This is a genomic window from Mannheimia haemolytica, from assembly GCF_004342115.1.
Lineage (GTDB): Bacteria > Pseudomonadota > Gammaproteobacteria > Enterobacterales > Pasteurellaceae > Mannheimia > Mannheimia haemolytica.
The window spans coordinates 62,278-79,856 of the sequence record NZ_SMAC01000008.1; the positions used below are offsets into that span (position 1 = coordinate 62,278).

At 41.1% G+C, this 17,579-nt stretch carries 16 protein-coding genes; 8 read left to right on the forward strand and 8 right to left on the reverse strand.

Features of this window, described 5'->3' with window-relative positions; translation table 11 throughout:
• Positions 1 to 15 precede the first annotated feature (15 nt).
• Complete coding sequence (locus EDC41_RS04120; RefSeq protein WP_006249698.1) at positions 16 to 1,410, reverse strand: Do family serine endopeptidase; 1,395 nt, start codon at positions 1,408 to 1,410, stop codon at positions 16 to 18.
• Between the two features lie 224 nt (positions 1,411 to 1,634).
• Between EDC41_RS04120 and mlaF the strand changes: the two genes are divergently transcribed.
• The 7 genes from mlaF (at position 1,635) to murA (ending at position 6,451) form a co-directional block, all read left to right on the forward strand.
• Positions 1,635 to 2,438 carry a phospholipid ABC transporter ATP-binding protein MlaF gene (gene mlaF / locus EDC41_RS04125; protein ID WP_006253227.1) on the forward strand — a complete coding sequence of 268 codons (804 nt, stop codon included), beginning with the start codon at positions 1,635 to 1,637 and terminating at the stop codon, positions 2,436 to 2,438.
• Positions 2,431 to 3,207, forward strand: a complete 777-nt coding sequence (gene mlaE, locus EDC41_RS04130; RefSeq protein WP_006249695.1) for a lipid asymmetry maintenance ABC transporter permease subunit MlaE — start codon at positions 2,431 to 2,433, stop codon at positions 3,205 to 3,207. Before mlaF ends, mlaE begins: the two co-directional genes overlap by 8 nt.
• A 20-nt stretch (positions 3,208 to 3,227) precedes the next feature.
• Positions 3,228 to 3,752, forward strand: coding sequence for an outer membrane lipid asymmetry maintenance protein MlaD (gene mlaD / locus EDC41_RS04135; RefSeq protein WP_006249694.1), 525 nt, complete (start codon positions 3,228 to 3,230; stop codon positions 3,750 to 3,752).
• Positions 3,753 to 3,797: 45 nt separating this feature from the next.
• Positions 3,798 to 4,433 carry a phospholipid-binding protein MlaC gene (gene mlaC, locus EDC41_RS04140; RefSeq protein WP_006249693.1) on the forward strand — a complete coding sequence of 212 codons (636 nt, stop codon included), beginning with the start codon at positions 3,798 to 3,800 and terminating at the stop codon, positions 4,431 to 4,433.
• 11 nt (positions 4,434 to 4,444) lie between these two features.
• Entirely contained in the window at positions 4,445 to 4,768 is a 324-nt protein-coding gene (locus EDC41_RS04145; protein WP_006249692.1) for an STAS domain-containing protein, read from the forward strand.
• Positions 4,769 to 4,800: 32 nt separating this feature from the next.
• Complete coding sequence (locus EDC41_RS04150) at positions 4,801 to 5,061, forward strand: BolA family protein (RefSeq protein ID WP_006249691.1); 261 nt, start codon at positions 4,801 to 4,803, stop codon at positions 5,059 to 5,061.
• Between the two features lie 109 nt (positions 5,062 to 5,170).
• Positions 5,171 to 6,451: a UDP-N-acetylglucosamine 1-carboxyvinyltransferase gene (gene murA, locus EDC41_RS04155; RefSeq protein ID WP_006251788.1), complete on the forward strand. Its 1,281-nt coding sequence runs from the start codon at positions 5,171 to 5,173 to the stop codon at positions 6,449 to 6,451.
• 65 nt (positions 6,452 to 6,516) lie between these two features.
• On the opposite strand, the gene ruvC is transcribed toward murA, so the two are convergent.
• The 5 genes from ruvC to EDC41_RS04180 form a co-directional block, all read right to left on the reverse strand.
• The gene (ruvC, locus tag EDC41_RS04160; protein WP_006249689.1) at positions 6,517 to 7,095 is read right to left on the reverse strand and encodes a crossover junction endodeoxyribonuclease RuvC; all 579 of its coding nucleotides are present in this window, start codon (positions 7,093 to 7,095) and stop codon (positions 6,517 to 6,519) included.
• A 66-nt stretch (positions 7,096 to 7,161) separates the two neighbouring features.
• Entirely contained in the window at positions 7,162 to 7,689 is a 528-nt protein-coding gene (locus EDC41_RS04165) for an ACP-like domain-containing protein (RefSeq protein ID WP_006251789.1), read from the reverse strand.
• Between the two features lie 129 nt (positions 7,690 to 7,818).
• Positions 7,819 to 8,559 carry a YebC/PmpR family DNA-binding transcriptional regulator gene (locus EDC41_RS04170; protein WP_006249687.1) on the reverse strand — a complete coding sequence of 247 codons (741 nt, stop codon included), beginning with the start codon at positions 8,557 to 8,559 and terminating at the stop codon, positions 7,819 to 7,821.
• A gap of 12 nt (positions 8,560 to 8,571) precedes the next feature.
• The gene (gene nudB, locus EDC41_RS04175; RefSeq protein WP_006249686.1) at positions 8,572 to 9,012 is read right to left on the reverse strand and encodes a dihydroneopterin triphosphate diphosphatase; all 441 of its coding nucleotides are present in this window, start codon (positions 9,010 to 9,012) and stop codon (positions 8,572 to 8,574) included.
• Positions 9,013 to 9,147: 135 nt separating this feature from the next.
• On the reverse strand, positions 9,148 to 10,053 hold the full coding sequence (locus EDC41_RS04180) for a DMT family transporter (RefSeq protein WP_020831133.1): 906 nt from the start codon (positions 10,051 to 10,053) through the stop codon (positions 9,148 to 9,150).
• 77 nt (positions 10,054 to 10,130) lie between these two features.
• Between EDC41_RS04180 and EDC41_RS04185 the strand changes: the two genes are divergently transcribed.
• Positions 10,131 to 10,967 (forward strand): DUF72 domain-containing protein, encoded by an 837-nt coding sequence (locus tag EDC41_RS04185; RefSeq protein WP_006251792.1) that lies wholly within the window; start codon positions 10,131 to 10,133, stop codon positions 10,965 to 10,967.
• A gap of 74 nt (positions 10,968 to 11,041) precedes the next feature.
• Here EDC41_RS04185 and EDC41_RS04190 read toward each other — a convergent pair whose 3' ends face one another.
• Both EDC41_RS04190 and aspS read right to left on the reverse strand, forming a co-directional pair.
• On the reverse strand, positions 11,042 to 15,406 hold the full coding sequence (locus EDC41_RS04190; protein WP_006251793.1) for a S6 family peptidase: 4,365 nt from the start codon (positions 15,404 to 15,406) through the stop codon (positions 11,042 to 11,044).
• 319 nt (positions 15,407 to 15,725) lie between these two features.
• Positions 15,726 to 17,492, reverse strand: a complete 1,767-nt coding sequence (gene aspS, locus EDC41_RS04195) for an aspartate--tRNA ligase (protein ID WP_006253225.1) — start codon at positions 17,490 to 17,492, stop codon at positions 15,726 to 15,728.
• Positions 17,493 to 17,579: the final 87 nt, after the last annotated feature.

The following is a 17,579-nucleotide window of genomic DNA, read 5'->3' on the forward strand; positions in this document are numbered from 1 at the left end:
AGTGGATCAAAAGGTTTATTGCAAAATCACATAGAAATTTGCACCGTCACGCACAATATTGAGTGCAACCACAGATGGCTTGGTTTCTAATATTTTGCGTAAATCGGCAATGTTTTCTACCGAGTGGCGGTTCACGCCGATGATAATATCGCCTTTTTTGAGGCTTCGCATTTCAGCAATCGAGCCTTTTTCTACGTTAGAAATTTCAACCCCTTTAATGCCTTTGGCATTGTAGTTGTTAAAATCTGCCCCTTTTAATGCCGGAATGAGGTTTGAAGCAGTAACTTTGGCTTCAGAATCCGATTGTAAGGTCACTTTTGCTTTGGCTTCTTTGCCGTCACGCAGGTAAGTAAGTTCAATCTCTTTACCTACACCTGAAGTAGCTACTTTTGCTCGTAATTCGCTGAAACTACGGATTTTTTGACCGTTGATTTCAGTAATCACATCACCTGCTTTAAAGCCGGCTTTAGCAGCAGCAGAATCCGGTAAGACTTCGCTTACAAATGCCCCTTGTTGGGTGGAAATATTGAACTCTTTAGCAAGGTCAGCATTCAATTCACCGCCTTTAATGCCTAACATTCCACGTTTTACTTCACCAAACTCAATAATTTGAGTCACCAAGCTGTTTGCCATATTACTTGGAATCGCAAAGGCGATACCGGCATTGCCACCACTTGGAGAAATAATAGCGGTGTTAATTCCGATTAATTCGCCGTTTAAGTTAATTAACGGGCCGCCAGAGTTACCTTGGTTAACTGCCGCATCGGTTTGAATATAGTTTTCATAGCCTTCATCGGATTGACCGGTTGAACGACCAAGTGCCGAGATGATGCCTGAAGTAACAGTTTGTCCTAAGCCAAACGGGTTACCGATTGCAACTGTAAAATCGCCCACTTGTAATTTATCGGAATCGGCGAATTTAATTTCAGTTAAGTTTTTTGGATCTTCAACTTGAATTAACGCCACATCTGAAAGGGGATCAGCACCAACTAATTTAGCTTTAAATTCACGTCCGTCTTCAAGTTTTACGGTAATTTTATCGGCATTGTCGATCACGTGGTTATTGGTAATCACATAACCTTTTTCGGCATTGATGACTGCACCTGATCCAACGCCACGGAAATTGCGTGGAGCTGATGAGCGGTTGCCGAATAAATCGGCGTGAGGACCGAAGAAAAATTCAAATTCTTCCGGAATTTCACGACTGCGGCGGCTATCGCCTTTGGTTTTACCTTCTACTGCAATACTCACCACCGCCGGGCGAACTTTTTCCAGCATTGGTGCAAGGCTTGGCACAGCTTGCCCATTTACGGCTGTGGGTAATGTTGCTTCTGCATACGCCGGCATTGCGGCAATGGTTGAGCCTAAAATGAATGCAGTTAAAAATGATTTTTTCATTGTTTTGTTCATATTGTGAATGTTCCTCATATCCTATGTTTTTATAATCTACGAGTGAAAACGCTCGTATTGGCTAAGACAAGACCTTTCTTTTTCAGTTCAGCCGATTTGCAAAAAATTTAGCAAATCTGACCGCTTGTAAAGGCAGATTTTTGTCAGATTATTAAAAGTTTTTTGACATTCTGGCAAATTTGATAGACCATAAATATCACTTTTATTAATTTGAGTCCTATTTGATGACAAAAACGGAAAATTTGGTTGAAGTAAAAAACTTGACCTTCAAGCGAGGGGAGCGAGTGATTTACGATAACCTGAATCTGCAAGTGCAGAAAGGTAAAGTGACTGCCATTATGGGGTCTTCTGGGATTGGTAAAACCACCCTGTTGAGGCTAATCGGTGGGCAGATTTTACCTGAATCGGGCGAAATTTTATTTGATGGCAGAGATATTTGCAAAGCCAATAACAAAGAGTTGTATGAAATTCGCCAACGAATGGGGATGTTGTTTCAATCGGGGGCGTTATTTACCGATATTTCTACCTTCGATAATGTGGCTTTCCCGATTCGGGAGCGTACCCGTTTACCCGAAGAGCTAATTCGCAAATTGGTGTTATTGAAGCTCGAGGCGGTTGGGTTGCGAGGTGCGGCAAATTTAATGCCGTCCGAACTTTCCGGCGGTATGGCAAGACGTGCCGCCCTTGCTCGAGCGATTGCGTTAGATCCGGATCTGATTATGTATGATGAGCCGTTTACCGGGCAAGATCCGATTAGTATGGGTGTGATTGTCGAGCTGATTAAAGAGTTAAATCAGGCATTGAATTTGACCTCCATTGTGGTGTCTCACGATGTGAAAGAAGTATTAAGTATTGCCGATTATGCTTATATTGTGGCAGATAAACGAGTGATTGCTGAAGGTACACCGGAAATTTTACAGGCAAGCGAAGATCCGCAAGTGGTACAATTCTTAGCCGGTAAAGCTGATGGTCCGGTGCGGTTCCATTATCCAGCAAAAGATTATACGGAGGAGCTATTTAATGGTTAATTTTATTAGCTCTATCGGGGCGGTGGTGATTAATTTTATCCGTACATTAGGGCGTTCCGCTTTTATGTTATGGGGAGCATTAATCGGTAAACCTGAATTTAGAAAACATACCCCGTTACTGATTAAACAGCTTTATGTGTTAGGAGTGCAATCGCTCTTAATTATTATGCTGTCGGGCTTATTTATCGGAATGGTGTTAGGCTTACAAGGCTATGTGGTATTGGTCGATTTTGCCGCCGAAAGTAGCTTGGGAACTTTGGTTTCACTCTCGCTTTTACGAGAACTTGGTCCTGTAGTTACTGCATTATTATTTGCAGGGCGAGCCGGTTCGGCATTGACCGCAGAAATCGGGCTGATGAAAGCCACAGAGCAACTTTCCAGTCTTGAAATGATGGCGGTTGATCCGCTTAGACGTATCATCGCTCCTCGCTTTTGGGCAGGCGTGATTTCAATGCCGGTGTTAGCTGCTATTTTTACCGCTATCGGAATTTGGGGCGGCTCATTAGTCGGGGTAGATTGGAAAGGCGTTGATGGTGGCAGTTTTTGGTCGGTAATGCAAAACTCGGTAAATACCAGCGATTTAATTAACGGCTTTATTAAAAGTGTGATTTTTGCCTTTGCGGTGGTCTGGATTGCCTTATTTAACGGCTACGATTGCGTACCGACTTCAGAAGGAATCAGCCAAGCGACCACAAGAACGGTGGTAAATGCCTCACTGGTGATTTTAGGATTAGATTTTATTTTAACTGCGATAATGTTCGGCGGTTGATTTTTTGAAAGGAACAGACAATGCGTCAATCAATTAAATATGAATTTTGGGTAGGCTTATTTGTACTACTTGGGCTTGCAGCTCTTGTCTTTTTAGGCTTAAGAGTAGCAAATGTGCAGGGCTTCTCAAATGAGAAAACTTACACCCTGTATGCAACTTTTGATAATATTGGTGGACTAAAGGTTCGTGCGCCTATTAAAGTTGGCGGTGTGGTAGTTGGCCGAGTGGCTGATATTTCACTTGATAACAAAACCTACACCCCGAAAGTGGCATTAGCGGTAAATGAAAGTTTTAATCAAATTCCCGATACCAGCTCGCTCTCAATTAAAACCTCAGGCTTATTAGGCGAGCAATACGTTGCGTTAAATGTTGGCTTCGTAATCGAAGGTGAAACTGCAATGATGAAAGAAGGTGATACTTTTGTAGATACCAATTCTGCAATGGTGTTAGAAGATTTAATCGGTCAGTTCTTATATGGTGATAAAAAGTCAGATAAAACTGAAGATGAAAAAGCAAGTGATTCTGCTGAACCAAAAGCAGAGTAATTAAGTACAACAACCTCTAATTTAGAGTTTTGGAGAGCATCAATAATGTTAAAAAACATTAAAAAAATTATCGTAACAGGCTTAGTGGCAGTTTCTGCATTATTTTCAACCACCGCATTTGCTGAAACTAGCCCTTATGTATTAATGCAACAAACCGCAGATAAATTATTTGGCGATATTAAAGCAAATCAAGCGAAAATTAAATCAAACCCTGAATATTTGCGTACCATTGTGCGTAACGATTTAATGCCACACGTTCACGTGAAATATGCAGGCCAATTAGTGTTAGGGAAAAACTTATCGGCTGCGACTGATGCACAAAAAGAGGCATTCTTTAATGCTTTTGGTCAATTTGTTGAGCAGTCTTATGCTCAGGTGTTAACCCAGTATCAAGATCAAAGTGTGCAAATTGAAAGCCCGAAATCGGTGGATGGTAAATCTATCGTAAGCATTCGTGTAAACGTGTCAGGTAAAGGTGCTGCACAGCCGATCAAATTAGATTTTAAATGGCGTAAAAACAGCAAAACAGGTGAATGGCAAGCATACGATATGGCCGCTGAAGGAGTAAGTATGGTTGCAACCAAGCAAAACGAATGGGCGGGTGTGATTCGTCAAAAAGGGATTGATGCCTTAATTGCACAAGTGGCACAATCTGCAAAACAGCCTATCACTTTAAAATAAGTAGTTTAGTTATGCCTCAAAAAACATTACAATGGGACATTCAGCAAAATAACGAAAGTCTTTTTGTGAAACTATCAGGCGAATTAACTCGTAACACGTTGCTCCCTTTATGGAAGCAACGTGCTTCTTTTTTATCTCCAACAGGGAAACAAAGCCTATATTGGGATTTAAAAGAAATCACTCGGATTGATTCTGCCGGTTTTACCTTACTTGCTGAATTACTGAATCATTACCATAAAATCATACCAAACAGTTTGATTAATACGCCAGATTCTGTCAGAACTTTGGCTGCATTATACGATTTAGACGGTTGGTTTGAGCAATTTATTATTTGAGTGAGTTACCAATCATATTTTAGGAAGTCAGAATGAATCCATCACAAATTGAAGAAATTTTAAAACAAGCATTATCTGATGCAACAGAAGTCCACGCTCAAGGCGAGAATGCCCACTTTGGCGTTATTGTAGTAAGTGACAGCATTGCTTCTCTTTCAAAAGTAAAACAACAGCAAGCTGTTTATGCCCCTTTAGCTGAGTATTTCACTACTAATGCGATTCACGCTTTAACCATTAAAGTATTCAGCGTGGAAAAATGGAAAACTGAGCGTTTGCTAAATATGGTTGGATAGATGAAATGTAGGGGCGAATCACTATTCGCCCAAACTCTTTTGTAAACGTTGGAAAATTGGGCGAAAAATTTTTCGCCCCTACAAATTATTATTTTTTAGGATCTCCCAAATGGAAAAATTTCGTGTGTATGGTCCATTTTCTTTAAATGGTACTGTCGATATTTCAGGTGCGAAAAATGCCGCACTCCCTATTTTATTTGCCGCTATTTTGGCTGAAAAAACAGTTACGTTAAAAAATGTGCCTGATTTAAAAGATGTGGACACCACTTTTAAAATCTTACGCCAATTAGGGGTAACGGTTGAAAAAGGTAGCGATAAAGGCGTGGTACATATTGATGCGAGTAAGATCAATAATTACGTTGCACCTTACGAATTAGTGAAAACAATGCGTGCTTCAATTTGGGCGTTAGCTCCATTAGTTGCCCGGTTCCAACTTGGGCAAGTTTCTTTACCGGGCGGTTGTACTATCGGGGCAAGACCGGTAGATATGCACATTTCCGGTCTTGAAAAAATGGGGGCGAAAATCGAGCTTGATGAAGGCTATGTCAAAGCAACTTCAAACGGTCGTTTAAACGGTGCAAGAATCTATATGGATAAAGTGAGCGTAGGAGCAACTTTATCGGTGATGATGGCAGGTACTCTAGCAAAAGGTACTACTGTTATTGAAAATGCTGCTCGTGAGCCTGAAATTGTAGATACTGCCGATTTCTTAAATGCGATGGGAGCTAAAATTTCTGGTGCAGGTACCGATATGATTACCATTGAAGGGGTTGAGCATTTAGGCGGTTGCGAACACAGCGTAGTGCCGGATCGTATTGAAACCGGTACATTTTTAGTGGCAGCGGCTATTTCCGGTGGTCGAATTACTTGCCGTAACACCAAAGCAGACACTCTTGATGCAGTGATCGAAAAATTACGTGAAGCTGGAATGCAGGTTGATGTGACGGAAAATACTATCACGCTTGATTCTCTAGGTCGTCGCCCGAAAGCAGTGAACATTCGCACTATGCCACACCCAGGTTTCCCAACTGATATGCAAGCTCAATTTACCTTATTAAATACCGTTGCAGAAGGCACAAGCCGTATTACAGAAACGATTTTTGAAAACCGTTTTATGCATATTCCTGAGCTGATTCGTATGGGTGCCAAAGCGGAAATTGAAGGTAATACTGCAATTTGCTATGGTGTAGAGCAGTTAAAATCAGCAGAAGTAATGGCAACTGACTTGCGTGCTTCCATCAGCTTAGTGTTGGCAGGCTGTATTGCAACGGGTGAAACGATTGTGGATAGAATTTACCACATAGACCGTGGCTATGAACACATCGAAGAAAAATTACGTCAGATTGGGGCGAGAATTGAACGTTTCTCAGCTCCTTTTGAAGGCGAGTAATTGTAAAATTTTCTCAAAAAATGACCGCTTGAAACATTAGTTCCAAGCGGTCATTTTATATTGAGTTAGCCTTTTAACCTAAACCTTCCCCGGCTATAACGGGTTTTCATTAGTGCTAAAATTTGCTCTTTCTCACTACTCACATTCTGCTGGCTTTGCTTAGCAACAATCAGTGAATGTTGGATTGAATGAGCGTGGGTAATCGCAATGGCTAATGCATCAGCCGCATCGGCTTGTGGTTTGGCGGAGAGTTTAAGCATACGGGTTACCATATCTTGCACTTGTACTTTATCAGCAGAACCAATTCCCGTAACGGTTTGTTTGACTAATCGGGCGGCATATTCAAACACAGGTAAATCGTGATTAACCGCTGCTACAATCGCTGTTCCTCGAGCCTGCCCGAGCTTTAAGGCAGAATCAGGGTTTTTTGCCATAAATACCTGCTCTATGGCGAACATATTTGGTTGAAATTGAGTGATGATTTCACTCACGCCTGCATAAATCCGTTTTAAGCGGGTAGGCAGATCTTCAGCCGTGGTTCGAATAGCCCCACTTCCTAAATATTCCAGCTGTCGCCCGTTTTGGCGAATCACACCGTAACCTGTTACCCTTGAGCCGGGGTCAATTCCTAAAATAATAGCCATCTTTGTGCAATAAAATAAGCGAGAAGATATTATCTTCTCGCTTATGAGTAGTAAAATCAAGAAAGATTATTTATTTAATTTTGAGGTTAATGCTTTATCTACATCACATAATTTAGCAACGATGGTATCTGTTTTAGCACCATATTTGGTTAGCATACCTGACTGGCCATTAGATGATAAGGTAAAGCCTGTGTCTAAATCCCAAGAATATTTATCCGTTTTGAATGAAGTAGAATCTTGGTTTGAGGCATCACGAGTTAATGTTGGGATCTTTTGTGTTTTACCGCCGCTTTGGACTAATAGATTTACTGCTTTTGCCTCTTCTCCTTGGAAGACATAATTCGCAGTTACACGTTTACCACTTTGGCAACGATATACAATTGATTTTGCACCATCAGTTGCTTTTTCTACTTTTACTGCACCACTTGCACGAGGTGCATTACCTGCAATTTCATTCACTTGCTGTGTTGCTTGTTCAGCCGCTTTAGTCACAGCGTCCTGAGCTTGCTGAGGAGCAGATTGTGTGTTTGCATTAGAGCAAGCGGCTAATACTAAAGTTGCTGCTAGGGCAGGGACAAATTTCACTAATTTCATAGACTCTCCTTAAAATGTTATAGTAAAGTAGTAGCATATAAACTACATTAGGTTAGTCAGTAATATAGGAAAAAAGTTCATAAAAAATAAGCATAACCTAAATTATGCTTATTTTGCGTGATTTTTTTATTACAGTAATGCAGCGACTTCGTCACTGATTTCACCATTGTGATAAACGTTTTGTACATCATCACAATCTTCAAGGCGGTTGATTAAATCAAGAAGTTTTGGTGCAGTTTCTGCGTCAAGTTCAACGGTAGTTGATGGAATCATTGTTACTTCTGCATTCTCAATTTTAAAGCCTGCAGCCTCAATGCCGTCTTTCACTGAGCCTAAATCTTCCCAAGCGGTATAAATTTCAAAGCTACCATCTTCTTGTGGTTGAATATCGTCCGCACCGGCCTCAATAGCAGCTTCAGTTAAGGCATCTTCATCGGCATTTGCCACTAAAATTAAGCCTTTTTTGCTAAATAAATAACCTACCGAACCCTCAGTACCTAGGTTACCGCCACATTTTGTGAAACTTGGACGAACTTGGGAAATCGTACGGTTAGCGTTATCACTTAAACATTCCACCATCACTGCTGTACCACCCGGGCCGTAACCTTCGTAGATTTTGGTTTCCATATTGGTATCATCGCCACCGCCTACACCACGCTCGATTGCACGGTTGATGGTATCACGGGTCATATTGCTGGATAACGCTTTATCCACCGCCGCACGCAAACGAGGGTTGGAAGAGGTATCACCACCGCCGAGTTTGGCGGCAGTCACCAATTCACGAATTAATTTAGTAAAAATTTTACCGCGTTGTGCATCTTGTGCCGCTTTACGGTGTTTAATATTTGCCCACTTACTATGGCCTGCCATTCTGTTGTTTCCTTATTTTGATGTTAAATATTCTTGTATTGCTTGGGCATTGTTGGGAGATTTAGTCAGTCGAACCGCATCTTCCACTGAAACCCAACGATATGCCAAATGTTCGGTTAAAATAGGCTCTTGCTCACTATCAAGTGGCAGCAAAAACCAATGTTCGACACAATGTGTGATATTAGGTGCGTATTTATACCGAAAATGCGGGAAAATTTCAAATTCTATCTGCTTTTGGCAATCAACAAGCGGTTGTTTTTGCTCAAAAGTTTGCAAACCGGTTTCTTCGCTCACTTCCCGTTCTGCTGCTTCCAGCGGTGTTTCTCCAATATTGATCGAACCGGTCACCGATTGCCAAAAATCAGGATCGTCCTTGCGTTGTAGCATCAATACTCGTTGGGTATTTTTAGCATAAATCACCACAAGGATACTATGAGGATTTTTATAGTTCATTTTATTACTAAGATGTGAAATTTAATTTTTTTAGGTATCGTAGGGTGGGCGTAAGCCCACGGATAAATGATTTATTGGTTTTGCGTGGGCTTATGCCCACCCTACAAAGCTAGATAAAAAACGTAAAAATCCGATCTAGCCCAGCACCACCAAGATTGCGGCAATCACTACTAAAATCAGCCCTATAAAATCTTGAATTTTAAGCCGTTCTTTAAACACAAAATAGGAAATACCGAGAATAAAGAAAATTTCCACTTGTCCAAGCGTTTTTACAAAGGCAACGTGGTTCAGGCTCATTGCATTGAACCAACCGAATGAGCCGAGAAATGAAAACAGGCTGGTCAACATACCTAATTTTGGAAAACGAAAGAATTTAATCAGTGTCTCTTTTTGGAGAAGAGCTAGGTATATAACCAATATCACTGCCTCAAAGCTAATCACGCTAAAAAGTACCCACGCCGCTGAAAGCAAATAGTGGCTGTTGAGTTGCAGGCTTGCCTCTCGCACCAAAAGTGATGTGAGGGCGAAACATAAACCGCTGGCTATGCCGAGAAAGAGTGTTTTCCACGAAAGTTGGCGTAGATTACCGCTGCCGGTCATTAAGAAAATCGCCACTCCACCTAGTACCACGCCAAGCCAGCCAATGCCACTGATGGTTACACCAAAAAATAACACGCCCAGTAAAGCCGCCCATACTGCCTCGCTTTTCGCCAGCCCGACACCTATTGCATAATTTTTTAAGTGAAAAAGTTGCACCATTAGCGAAGTTGCCAGAATTTGAGCCAACCCAGCCCCGATAGCATATACAAAAAACAGCGGTGGAAAATGGGGAATGTTGAGGTTATCGTCATATTGGTATAAAAAATAGAGATAACCGCTTGCCAACGGCACAGCATAGAAAAAGCGGGCGAGCGTTACCCCCAATACAGGCACATTGACGCTTAATTGCTTTTGAAAGGCATTGCGACCGGCTTGAGCCACGGCTGCCAGCAGAGTAAACCAAATCCACATAATGATGATGAAATAAGAAAAGATAGCCAAATCTTACTCTTTTATTCTCAGTTTGCAAGCGGTTAAAAAACCATTAAAATTTGCAAAAAATTGAAAGAATAAACACAATGCTCCCTCATATTTATATTGGCACCGGCGGCTATGCCGACACAGATTTAATCGGCACGCTTTACCCATTCGGCACTGCAAAAGAGGATTTTCTCTTTGTCTATAGCCAACATTACGACACGCTGGAAATTAACAGCACATTCCACGCCCCCATCGGGCAGAAAGCCTTTGAAGGAATGGTGCAGAAAGCGGAAGGTCGGCTGAATTTTTCGGTGAAACTGCATCAAGATTTCAGCCATCAACGCACGGCGACTTTAGATCAAGCACAATTATTTCTTAATGCGTTAGCTCCGTTCACCGCTGAAGGGTTATTGGCAAATTTATTTGTTCAGTTCCCAACTCAATTTGAACGTACGCCACTTAACCGCCGTTACCTTGCCGAGTTGTGCCAATGGTTTGCGGATTATCCGTTAGCGATTGAATTTCGCCACCCAAGCTGGCATATTCCGGCGGTGTTTGATACCTTTGCGAAAAGCTCTAATCTGATTTGGTGTAATGTGGATTACCCACAAAATATCGGCTTACCGGCATTTCACTTTTTTGCCAACCAACGTACTGCTTATTTACGCTTACATGGTCGTAACCCGAATTGGTGGAAAGGGCAGAGTGCGGCAGAATGCCACGATTACCGCTATTCAGACGAGGAATTAAAAGGCTTGGCAGAATTGCTTTTTAACCGCAGAACGGAATTTGACAGGCTCTATCTCTACTTTGAAAACACCACTAAAAGCCACGCCTTTTATAATATTCAAACCCTAAAAGGCTTTTTGGCGGAAAAAGGATTTCAAATCAAACCTGTGCCGGAGAATTTGCTTGGGCAGCAGAGTTTGTTTTGATGGGTAATTTACATTGTTGAGGAGTAAATAAAGGGCTATGCCATTTAGTAATGGATAGCCCTTAATCTCAATATTTACCATTCATATGTAACTTTGAACGAGATATAACGCTGTTTATTTAGCGTATTCCCCGTTAAGAAACCTGCCTGAATTCCTGCGTTTATATTGCGATAATTAGCGGATATACCTGCTTCTTGTTTAAAATAACGCCCCATTTGCTGCTCTATTTGTAAATTATTGAAACGTGTTCTTAATTTCCCATGGCTTGCATCAACAAAATAGCTACCTATTTCCGGTTTTATTTGCAGGCCATTTAGTTCAAGCGTTTTATTAATTGACAGACCAGCTTGAAGAGCGAGAAGATCAACAGCGTTTGTTTCGATTTTTGCATCTACAAGTTGATTACCTGCTGAAGATAAATGATGATAACGGGCGCTAAATGATGGGATTATATTCACGTTTGCAGATTCCCATGCTTTACCGATACTAAGCCCTGTTACAAATACTGAACGATCTAATTTTACTGTATTTGCTTGATAAGTTAAGCGATTGCTTGCTTTCCCAAAACCGGTATCTATCGCAACAAAAACACCATTTTGCCATGTTTTCTTCGCATACATTGATAGCATTGTTAAGCGGCCTTTACCGCTATAATAATGGTCAAAATTATTTCTCGCTTTTGATTGAGATAATATCATACCAAGTGTGACCTGATTATCTAAGGCTTTCTCTAATCCTAGATGGATAACGTTCGCATCTTGTTTAAATCCATATCCGGCAGAGCGATGCTCTGTCGTTTGATAATCTGTTTTAGACCATACTTTCCAATTTTGGGTCCCTTCCGAATGAATTACATGATCTAATACTGTAGTTACACCTAATACAGCATTAGTTTGCGCAGTTAACTCGGATGCGATCAAATGTGCATTTCCATTGTATTTAGGTAATGGCTCAGCGGTTTCACCCGATCCTTTTTCTGAATGCTCAATGTCTCCTGTGTATTCAGGTAACGGATCAGCAGTTTCACCCGGCCCTTTTTCAGAATACTCAATATCCCCGGTGTATTCAGGTAATGGGTCAGCGGTTTCACTTGGCCCTTTTTGAGTAATTTTAGGTTCTTCCTCTTTCTCTGGATTGAGGTAATACACATTCCCTTCTTTGAGTAAATGGTAGCGATATTCGCCTGAGCGCACTTCATTTGCTAAATTAAGAGAAAAGTCTTCTTCATTTGTTGTTTCAAATAATTTAATCTTTTGGGCTGAATGGGCGCTACCATTTGTGCTAATTTCTATCGAAAATTGACCGCTTGCGGTGTCTTTAATTGTGACTATATCGCTCGCTGTTTTCGTCAGATCAGCGACAAATTTAAATATGCCGTTCCCTGTGAGGGTATTAGCGGTAAGCGTATTCTGTTTTGTTGCAGTTGGAGTGTTTAAATGGATTTGGCTACCATTTGCGACATTCAAGACATCTACAACAGTGTTGGTTAAGGTTGTCCATACCCCAGAAAGATTAACGGTTGAACCATTGGCGCCATTAAATATTCCTGTTGTACTCAAGCCGGTTAAATTAGCAATACTTCCATCATTAAGTTGAACCTTAGTGGACTCCTGAGCTGTAATTGAGCCAGTTAAGTCTGCTTTACTGCCTAACGAAAATGTTGAATTGTCAGCTAAAGAGACATTGCCAGCCACTTTGGTTCTCTCCCAGCTGTTTAAATCAGTCTCTGATAAAGTAGCGTTAATATTACAGGTTGCTACGCCTGTGCGGTCAGAGCGAATACATGCTTGTGAGGTACCTTGGGTAAAACCAATTTGAGCGGTAGCATTATCTGTTAAATTAAAATTACCGTTAATATTGGCAACATTACGGCTGATTTCAAGCTTGCCATTGTCTTTAGCTGCAAAGATTGTTGCGTTGAACGATCGGTTGATCCAGTCGCCTTCAATCAGGACTTCTTTATTCGCTACTTTATCATAGGCATGAGGTGTTGGACGGCCCGATAAAATGATTTCGCTTGTACCTTCTGCAGAAAGCGTACCGTTGAGGTTCGTTCCCCCAGTGATAAGCAATTTGCCGTTTGCTACTTCATTACTGTTCATTGTAATGTTTAATCGACCATTGGTTTTGCTAGGATCAGTTTCACCAAAATAACCGTTAAAACCTTGGACGGTGCCTTCTGCTGCTTTGATTTTTTCAGCAAGTATTTGTTGCTTTGCAGCACTTTCATCTGTTACCTTGAGTACTTCAAAGTATTCGTTTTCACGAATGAGACCAGTAGCAAAGTCTAAATCGATGAAAACTTTACGCGCATTAAAAATAGCTGTGATCTCTGCAACGCTTAAAGGTTTTTTCAAACGGATAAAATTAGTTGGCAAGTGTGGAAAACGTTGATATGTGAAAATATCTTTGTCCAAATGACGAGAAACCTGATCTGGACTAGTAATTGCTTGAACTTTCACTTGGTCAATTGTTGGACTAACTATGCCGGTTAGTGTAATGTTTGCTGTTTGGGCTGTATTATGATTGACAACCATCGCTCCTTCATCGCTATTCTGAATACGGCGGAACGTGAGATCATTGCCGTTGACATCTAAGCGCCCACCACGATAACCAAAATAGATATTGTTAGGATCCATTTGATCTGATGAATTGAGGATTACGGTAGGTCTGCCACTCACAATACCTAGCTCTGAAAATGCAGATTTTTTGTTATTTTCATCCGCTTGTTGATTTAATATAACAGTGCCGTCACCAACGCTAACGGAGCCTTTGTTTTCTCCTTTGCCGTTGATAGTTAGTGTCCCTTGTCCGATTTTTGATAATCTGTCACCAGCAGGGTTACTGATTTTCCAGATCACATTTTTATCTTTATCAATATCAACACCGGCTCCTAACCAAGTAATGCCTGCTTTCATACCTTCCACAGTGGTATTACCATGAAAATGGATTGCTCCTGCACCTTGGTTGATATTCTCTGTGAGACTTAGCGTATTGTTTTCACCCAAAATATGGAATGTTTTACCGTGTTGGAGTTGAGGATTCCAAGGGTTATCGCCTGTATTACCATTATGACCTTGAAGTGTTGGTAATGAAGTATCTGCTAAATTAACTGTAAGAGGAGCATTCCCTCCTACGATTGAGCTGGTATTGCCAGAAGGTGTCCAAGTGAGTCTAGCACCATTTGCATTAATAGCGCCTGCATTATTTTCTTTTTCTAAAGCACGTACATAATGTGGGTGGTGATAGTTCCAGTAAGATTTATAAACATCTCCCCCAGGCGTATTATTCTCTGAGAAATAGTCACTATATACACCTAACACAACCCATTTTTTGGTACGAACATCATAACCAAAAAGAGCGGAGCCACTATCGCCAGGTAAACCGAGAGTTGTTAAGGGACCGTAGCCGTGGTCTTTAAATACATCGTTTATAGTATTATTTTCAGTTTTTGCTACTAAAATACGGCTGTTAAAATCGCTGCCTGGAACGCTTGGATCGCCATTAGTAACAGGCAGAACGCTACCTCCTGTCAAAAAAGGACCGTTACCGACTTCAATACGCCCGTTGTTTAAGCGATCTCTTTCGTTGTTAATCACTGCTTGTCTACCAGAACCGGCACGAATAAACATGGGGAAAATAAAAGGGTCGCTAAATACACTATAAAAATCTTGTACATTTTCGGTAGTGCGTTCAATCTCATTAGCTGGAGCGACTTCAGTTACTAATTTCGATAACCTAGGTGCGTGGTAGTCCCAGCGGGGCGTTGGGTTACCTGAACCATCTAAAATCAGTTTTTCTCCTTCGTCATTACGTTCACGTTTTTCTATGCCTTTCCCGAGATCTGTTCTTTCTTTATTTGGATCAGGCATATAGTTATTACGGCGCACCACACTATAATTGTAATGATGGTCGTCGGCTTTTTCGCTAGATGAATCACCAAATTGAATGTCCCGATAGCCTTGGTTGTGGTTTACACTAATAACGTATTGTGGATTAACTAATGTTGCAATCCCTGTTTGACGAGTAATGGAAGAGAAGTCAATCATTGGAATAGACATAGTCTCACCTGTTACTGTTTCAAAAACAGGTAGATCATTAGAGTCTTCATCACCTCCACCATAGAGAAATTCATAACAACCGGGTAAACTTTCATTATCAAAGCATTCAGATAGGCTTACATTCGGCTTAGGTGAAATATTTGATTCCACTTCAACCTGCTTAGTTGGTGTAACCTGTAAAAAAGTACCGATGTTTTTGCCCGTTTTATCAATAACTGGAATATTGGTTGCCCCAACAAAAAATTGGCCTTTATTTTCTGCTAAATCACGAAAATATTGATAATCGACATCACCACGTACAATAGATGCCAGTAATGTTGGTGAAAGAGAAATAGCAATTGATGTTGCTAGAAGAGAGAGCTTGAAAGTATGCTTCATTATTATTTGAAACCTGTATAAATATGTAAGTAGATCAGATTTGAGCGCTATTAAAAAGATTATTTAAATCGATTAAATATTCATTTAAATACCACACAATTATTCAGCGCTATTATCTTGTTCGGCATAAATCTGCTCAATACCCAAATAAGGTAATAATTAAAATAATAGGGGATATTTAGTAGTAACATAGAGAAGAGAAAAGAGTCTTTATTATGTTATTTAGAGAATAATTTTGCGATTATTACTTTTGCAAAGTTTTTCACTTTTTCGACCGCTTGTTAAATAAAAAGGGCGAAAAATATTTCGCCCCTACCGATTACTCTTGTGGAATTGTACGGATTGCTAACTCTTCCAACGCTTTCGGATTCGCATAACTTGGTGCTTCTGTCATTAAACACGCTGCAGCGGTGGTTTTCGGGAAAGCGATGACATCACGAATGTTATCAGTTCCTGTAATCAACATCGTTAAGCGGTCTAAACCGAAGGCTAAGCCTGCGTGTGGCGGAGTACCGAATTTTAACGCATCTAATAAGAAACCGAATTTCTCTTTTTGCTCTTCTTCGTTAATGCCTAAAATGCTGAACACGGTTTGTTGCATCTGCTGGCTGAAAATACGTACCGAGCCACCGCCCACTTCGTAGCCGTTAATTACCATATCGTAAGCGTTTGCCACCGCATTTTCCGGATCTTGCACTAATTCTTCCGGCGATAATTCTTTCGGTGAAGTGAACGGGTGGTGCATTGCCGATAAGTTGCCTTCATCATCACGTTCAAACATTGGGAAATCAATCACCCATAACGGTTTCCACGCTGTGGTATCGGTTAAGCCTAAATCGTTCCCCACTTTTAAGCGTAACGCACCGATGGCGTTAGTCGCAACGTGCCAGTTATCCGCACCGAAGAATACAATGTCGTCTTTTTGCAAGTTTAAGCGTTTAACTAAGGCTTTTAGCACTTCTGCATTTAAGAATTTTGCAACCGGGCTTTGAATGCCTTCTAAACCTGTGTTCATATCATTCACTTTTAACCAAGCCAAGCCTTTTGCCCCATAAATGCCGACAAATTGGGTGTAGTCATCAATATTTTTACGGGTTAGAGCTGCACCGTTTGGCACACGAAGTGCCACTACACGCCCTTTCGGATCATTCGCCGGACCGCTAAATACTTTGAAATCAACCGATTTTAAAATATCTGCCACATCAACCATTTCCAGTGGGTTACGCAAATCCGGTTTGTCTGAACCGAAACGGGTCATTGCTTCATTCCACGTCATCATTGGGAATTTACCGAGATCAACGCCTAAGGTCTTTTTCCATAAGCCGTGGATCATCGCTTCCATTAATGCACGCACTTCTTCGGCAGTCATAAAGCTGGTTTCCACGTCTATTTGGGTAAATTCCGGCTGGCGGTCGGCACGCAAATCTTCATCACGGAAACATTTCACGATTTGGTAATAACGGTCGAAGCCCGACATCATTAGCAACTGTTTAAATAGCTGAGGTGATTGTGGCAGAGCATAGAATTTGCCTTTATGCACACGGCTTGGCACGAGGTAATCTCTCGCACCTTCAGGAGTAGCTTTGGTCAGCATCGGGGTTTCAATGTCTAAGAAACCGTTATCGTCCATAAAACGGCGGACAAAACTGGTGATTTTAGCACGGGTTTTGAGCTTTTCTGCCATTTCAGGGCGGCGTAAATCCAAATAGCGGTATTTTAAACGCTGTTCTTCGGTATTGTTTTGATTGAAGTCTAACGGCAATACTTCAGCGTTGTTATACACCACTAAATTTTTTACTAACACTTCAATTTCACCGGTTGCCATCTCTTTATTGATTTGCGATTCATCACGGGCAATCACTTCACCTTGAATTTGCACGCACGCCTCAGAACGTAAGGCCGATGCTTGCTTGAAAAGTGCTTCATCTTTCTCATCGAAAAACACCTGCACAATGCCTTCACGATCACGAATTTGCATAAAAATAAAACGACCAAGGTTACGAACACGATGAACCCAACCGCTTAAGGTAACTGTTTGTCCAAGGTGTGAGCGGTTTAATGCACCGCAGTAGTGAGAACGCATCATAAAATTATCCTTTTGAAAATAAATATCCCAAGTTTCGGGGAAAACTTAAGGATTATAGCGGAAAATTCAGCGAAGATGGATAAATAA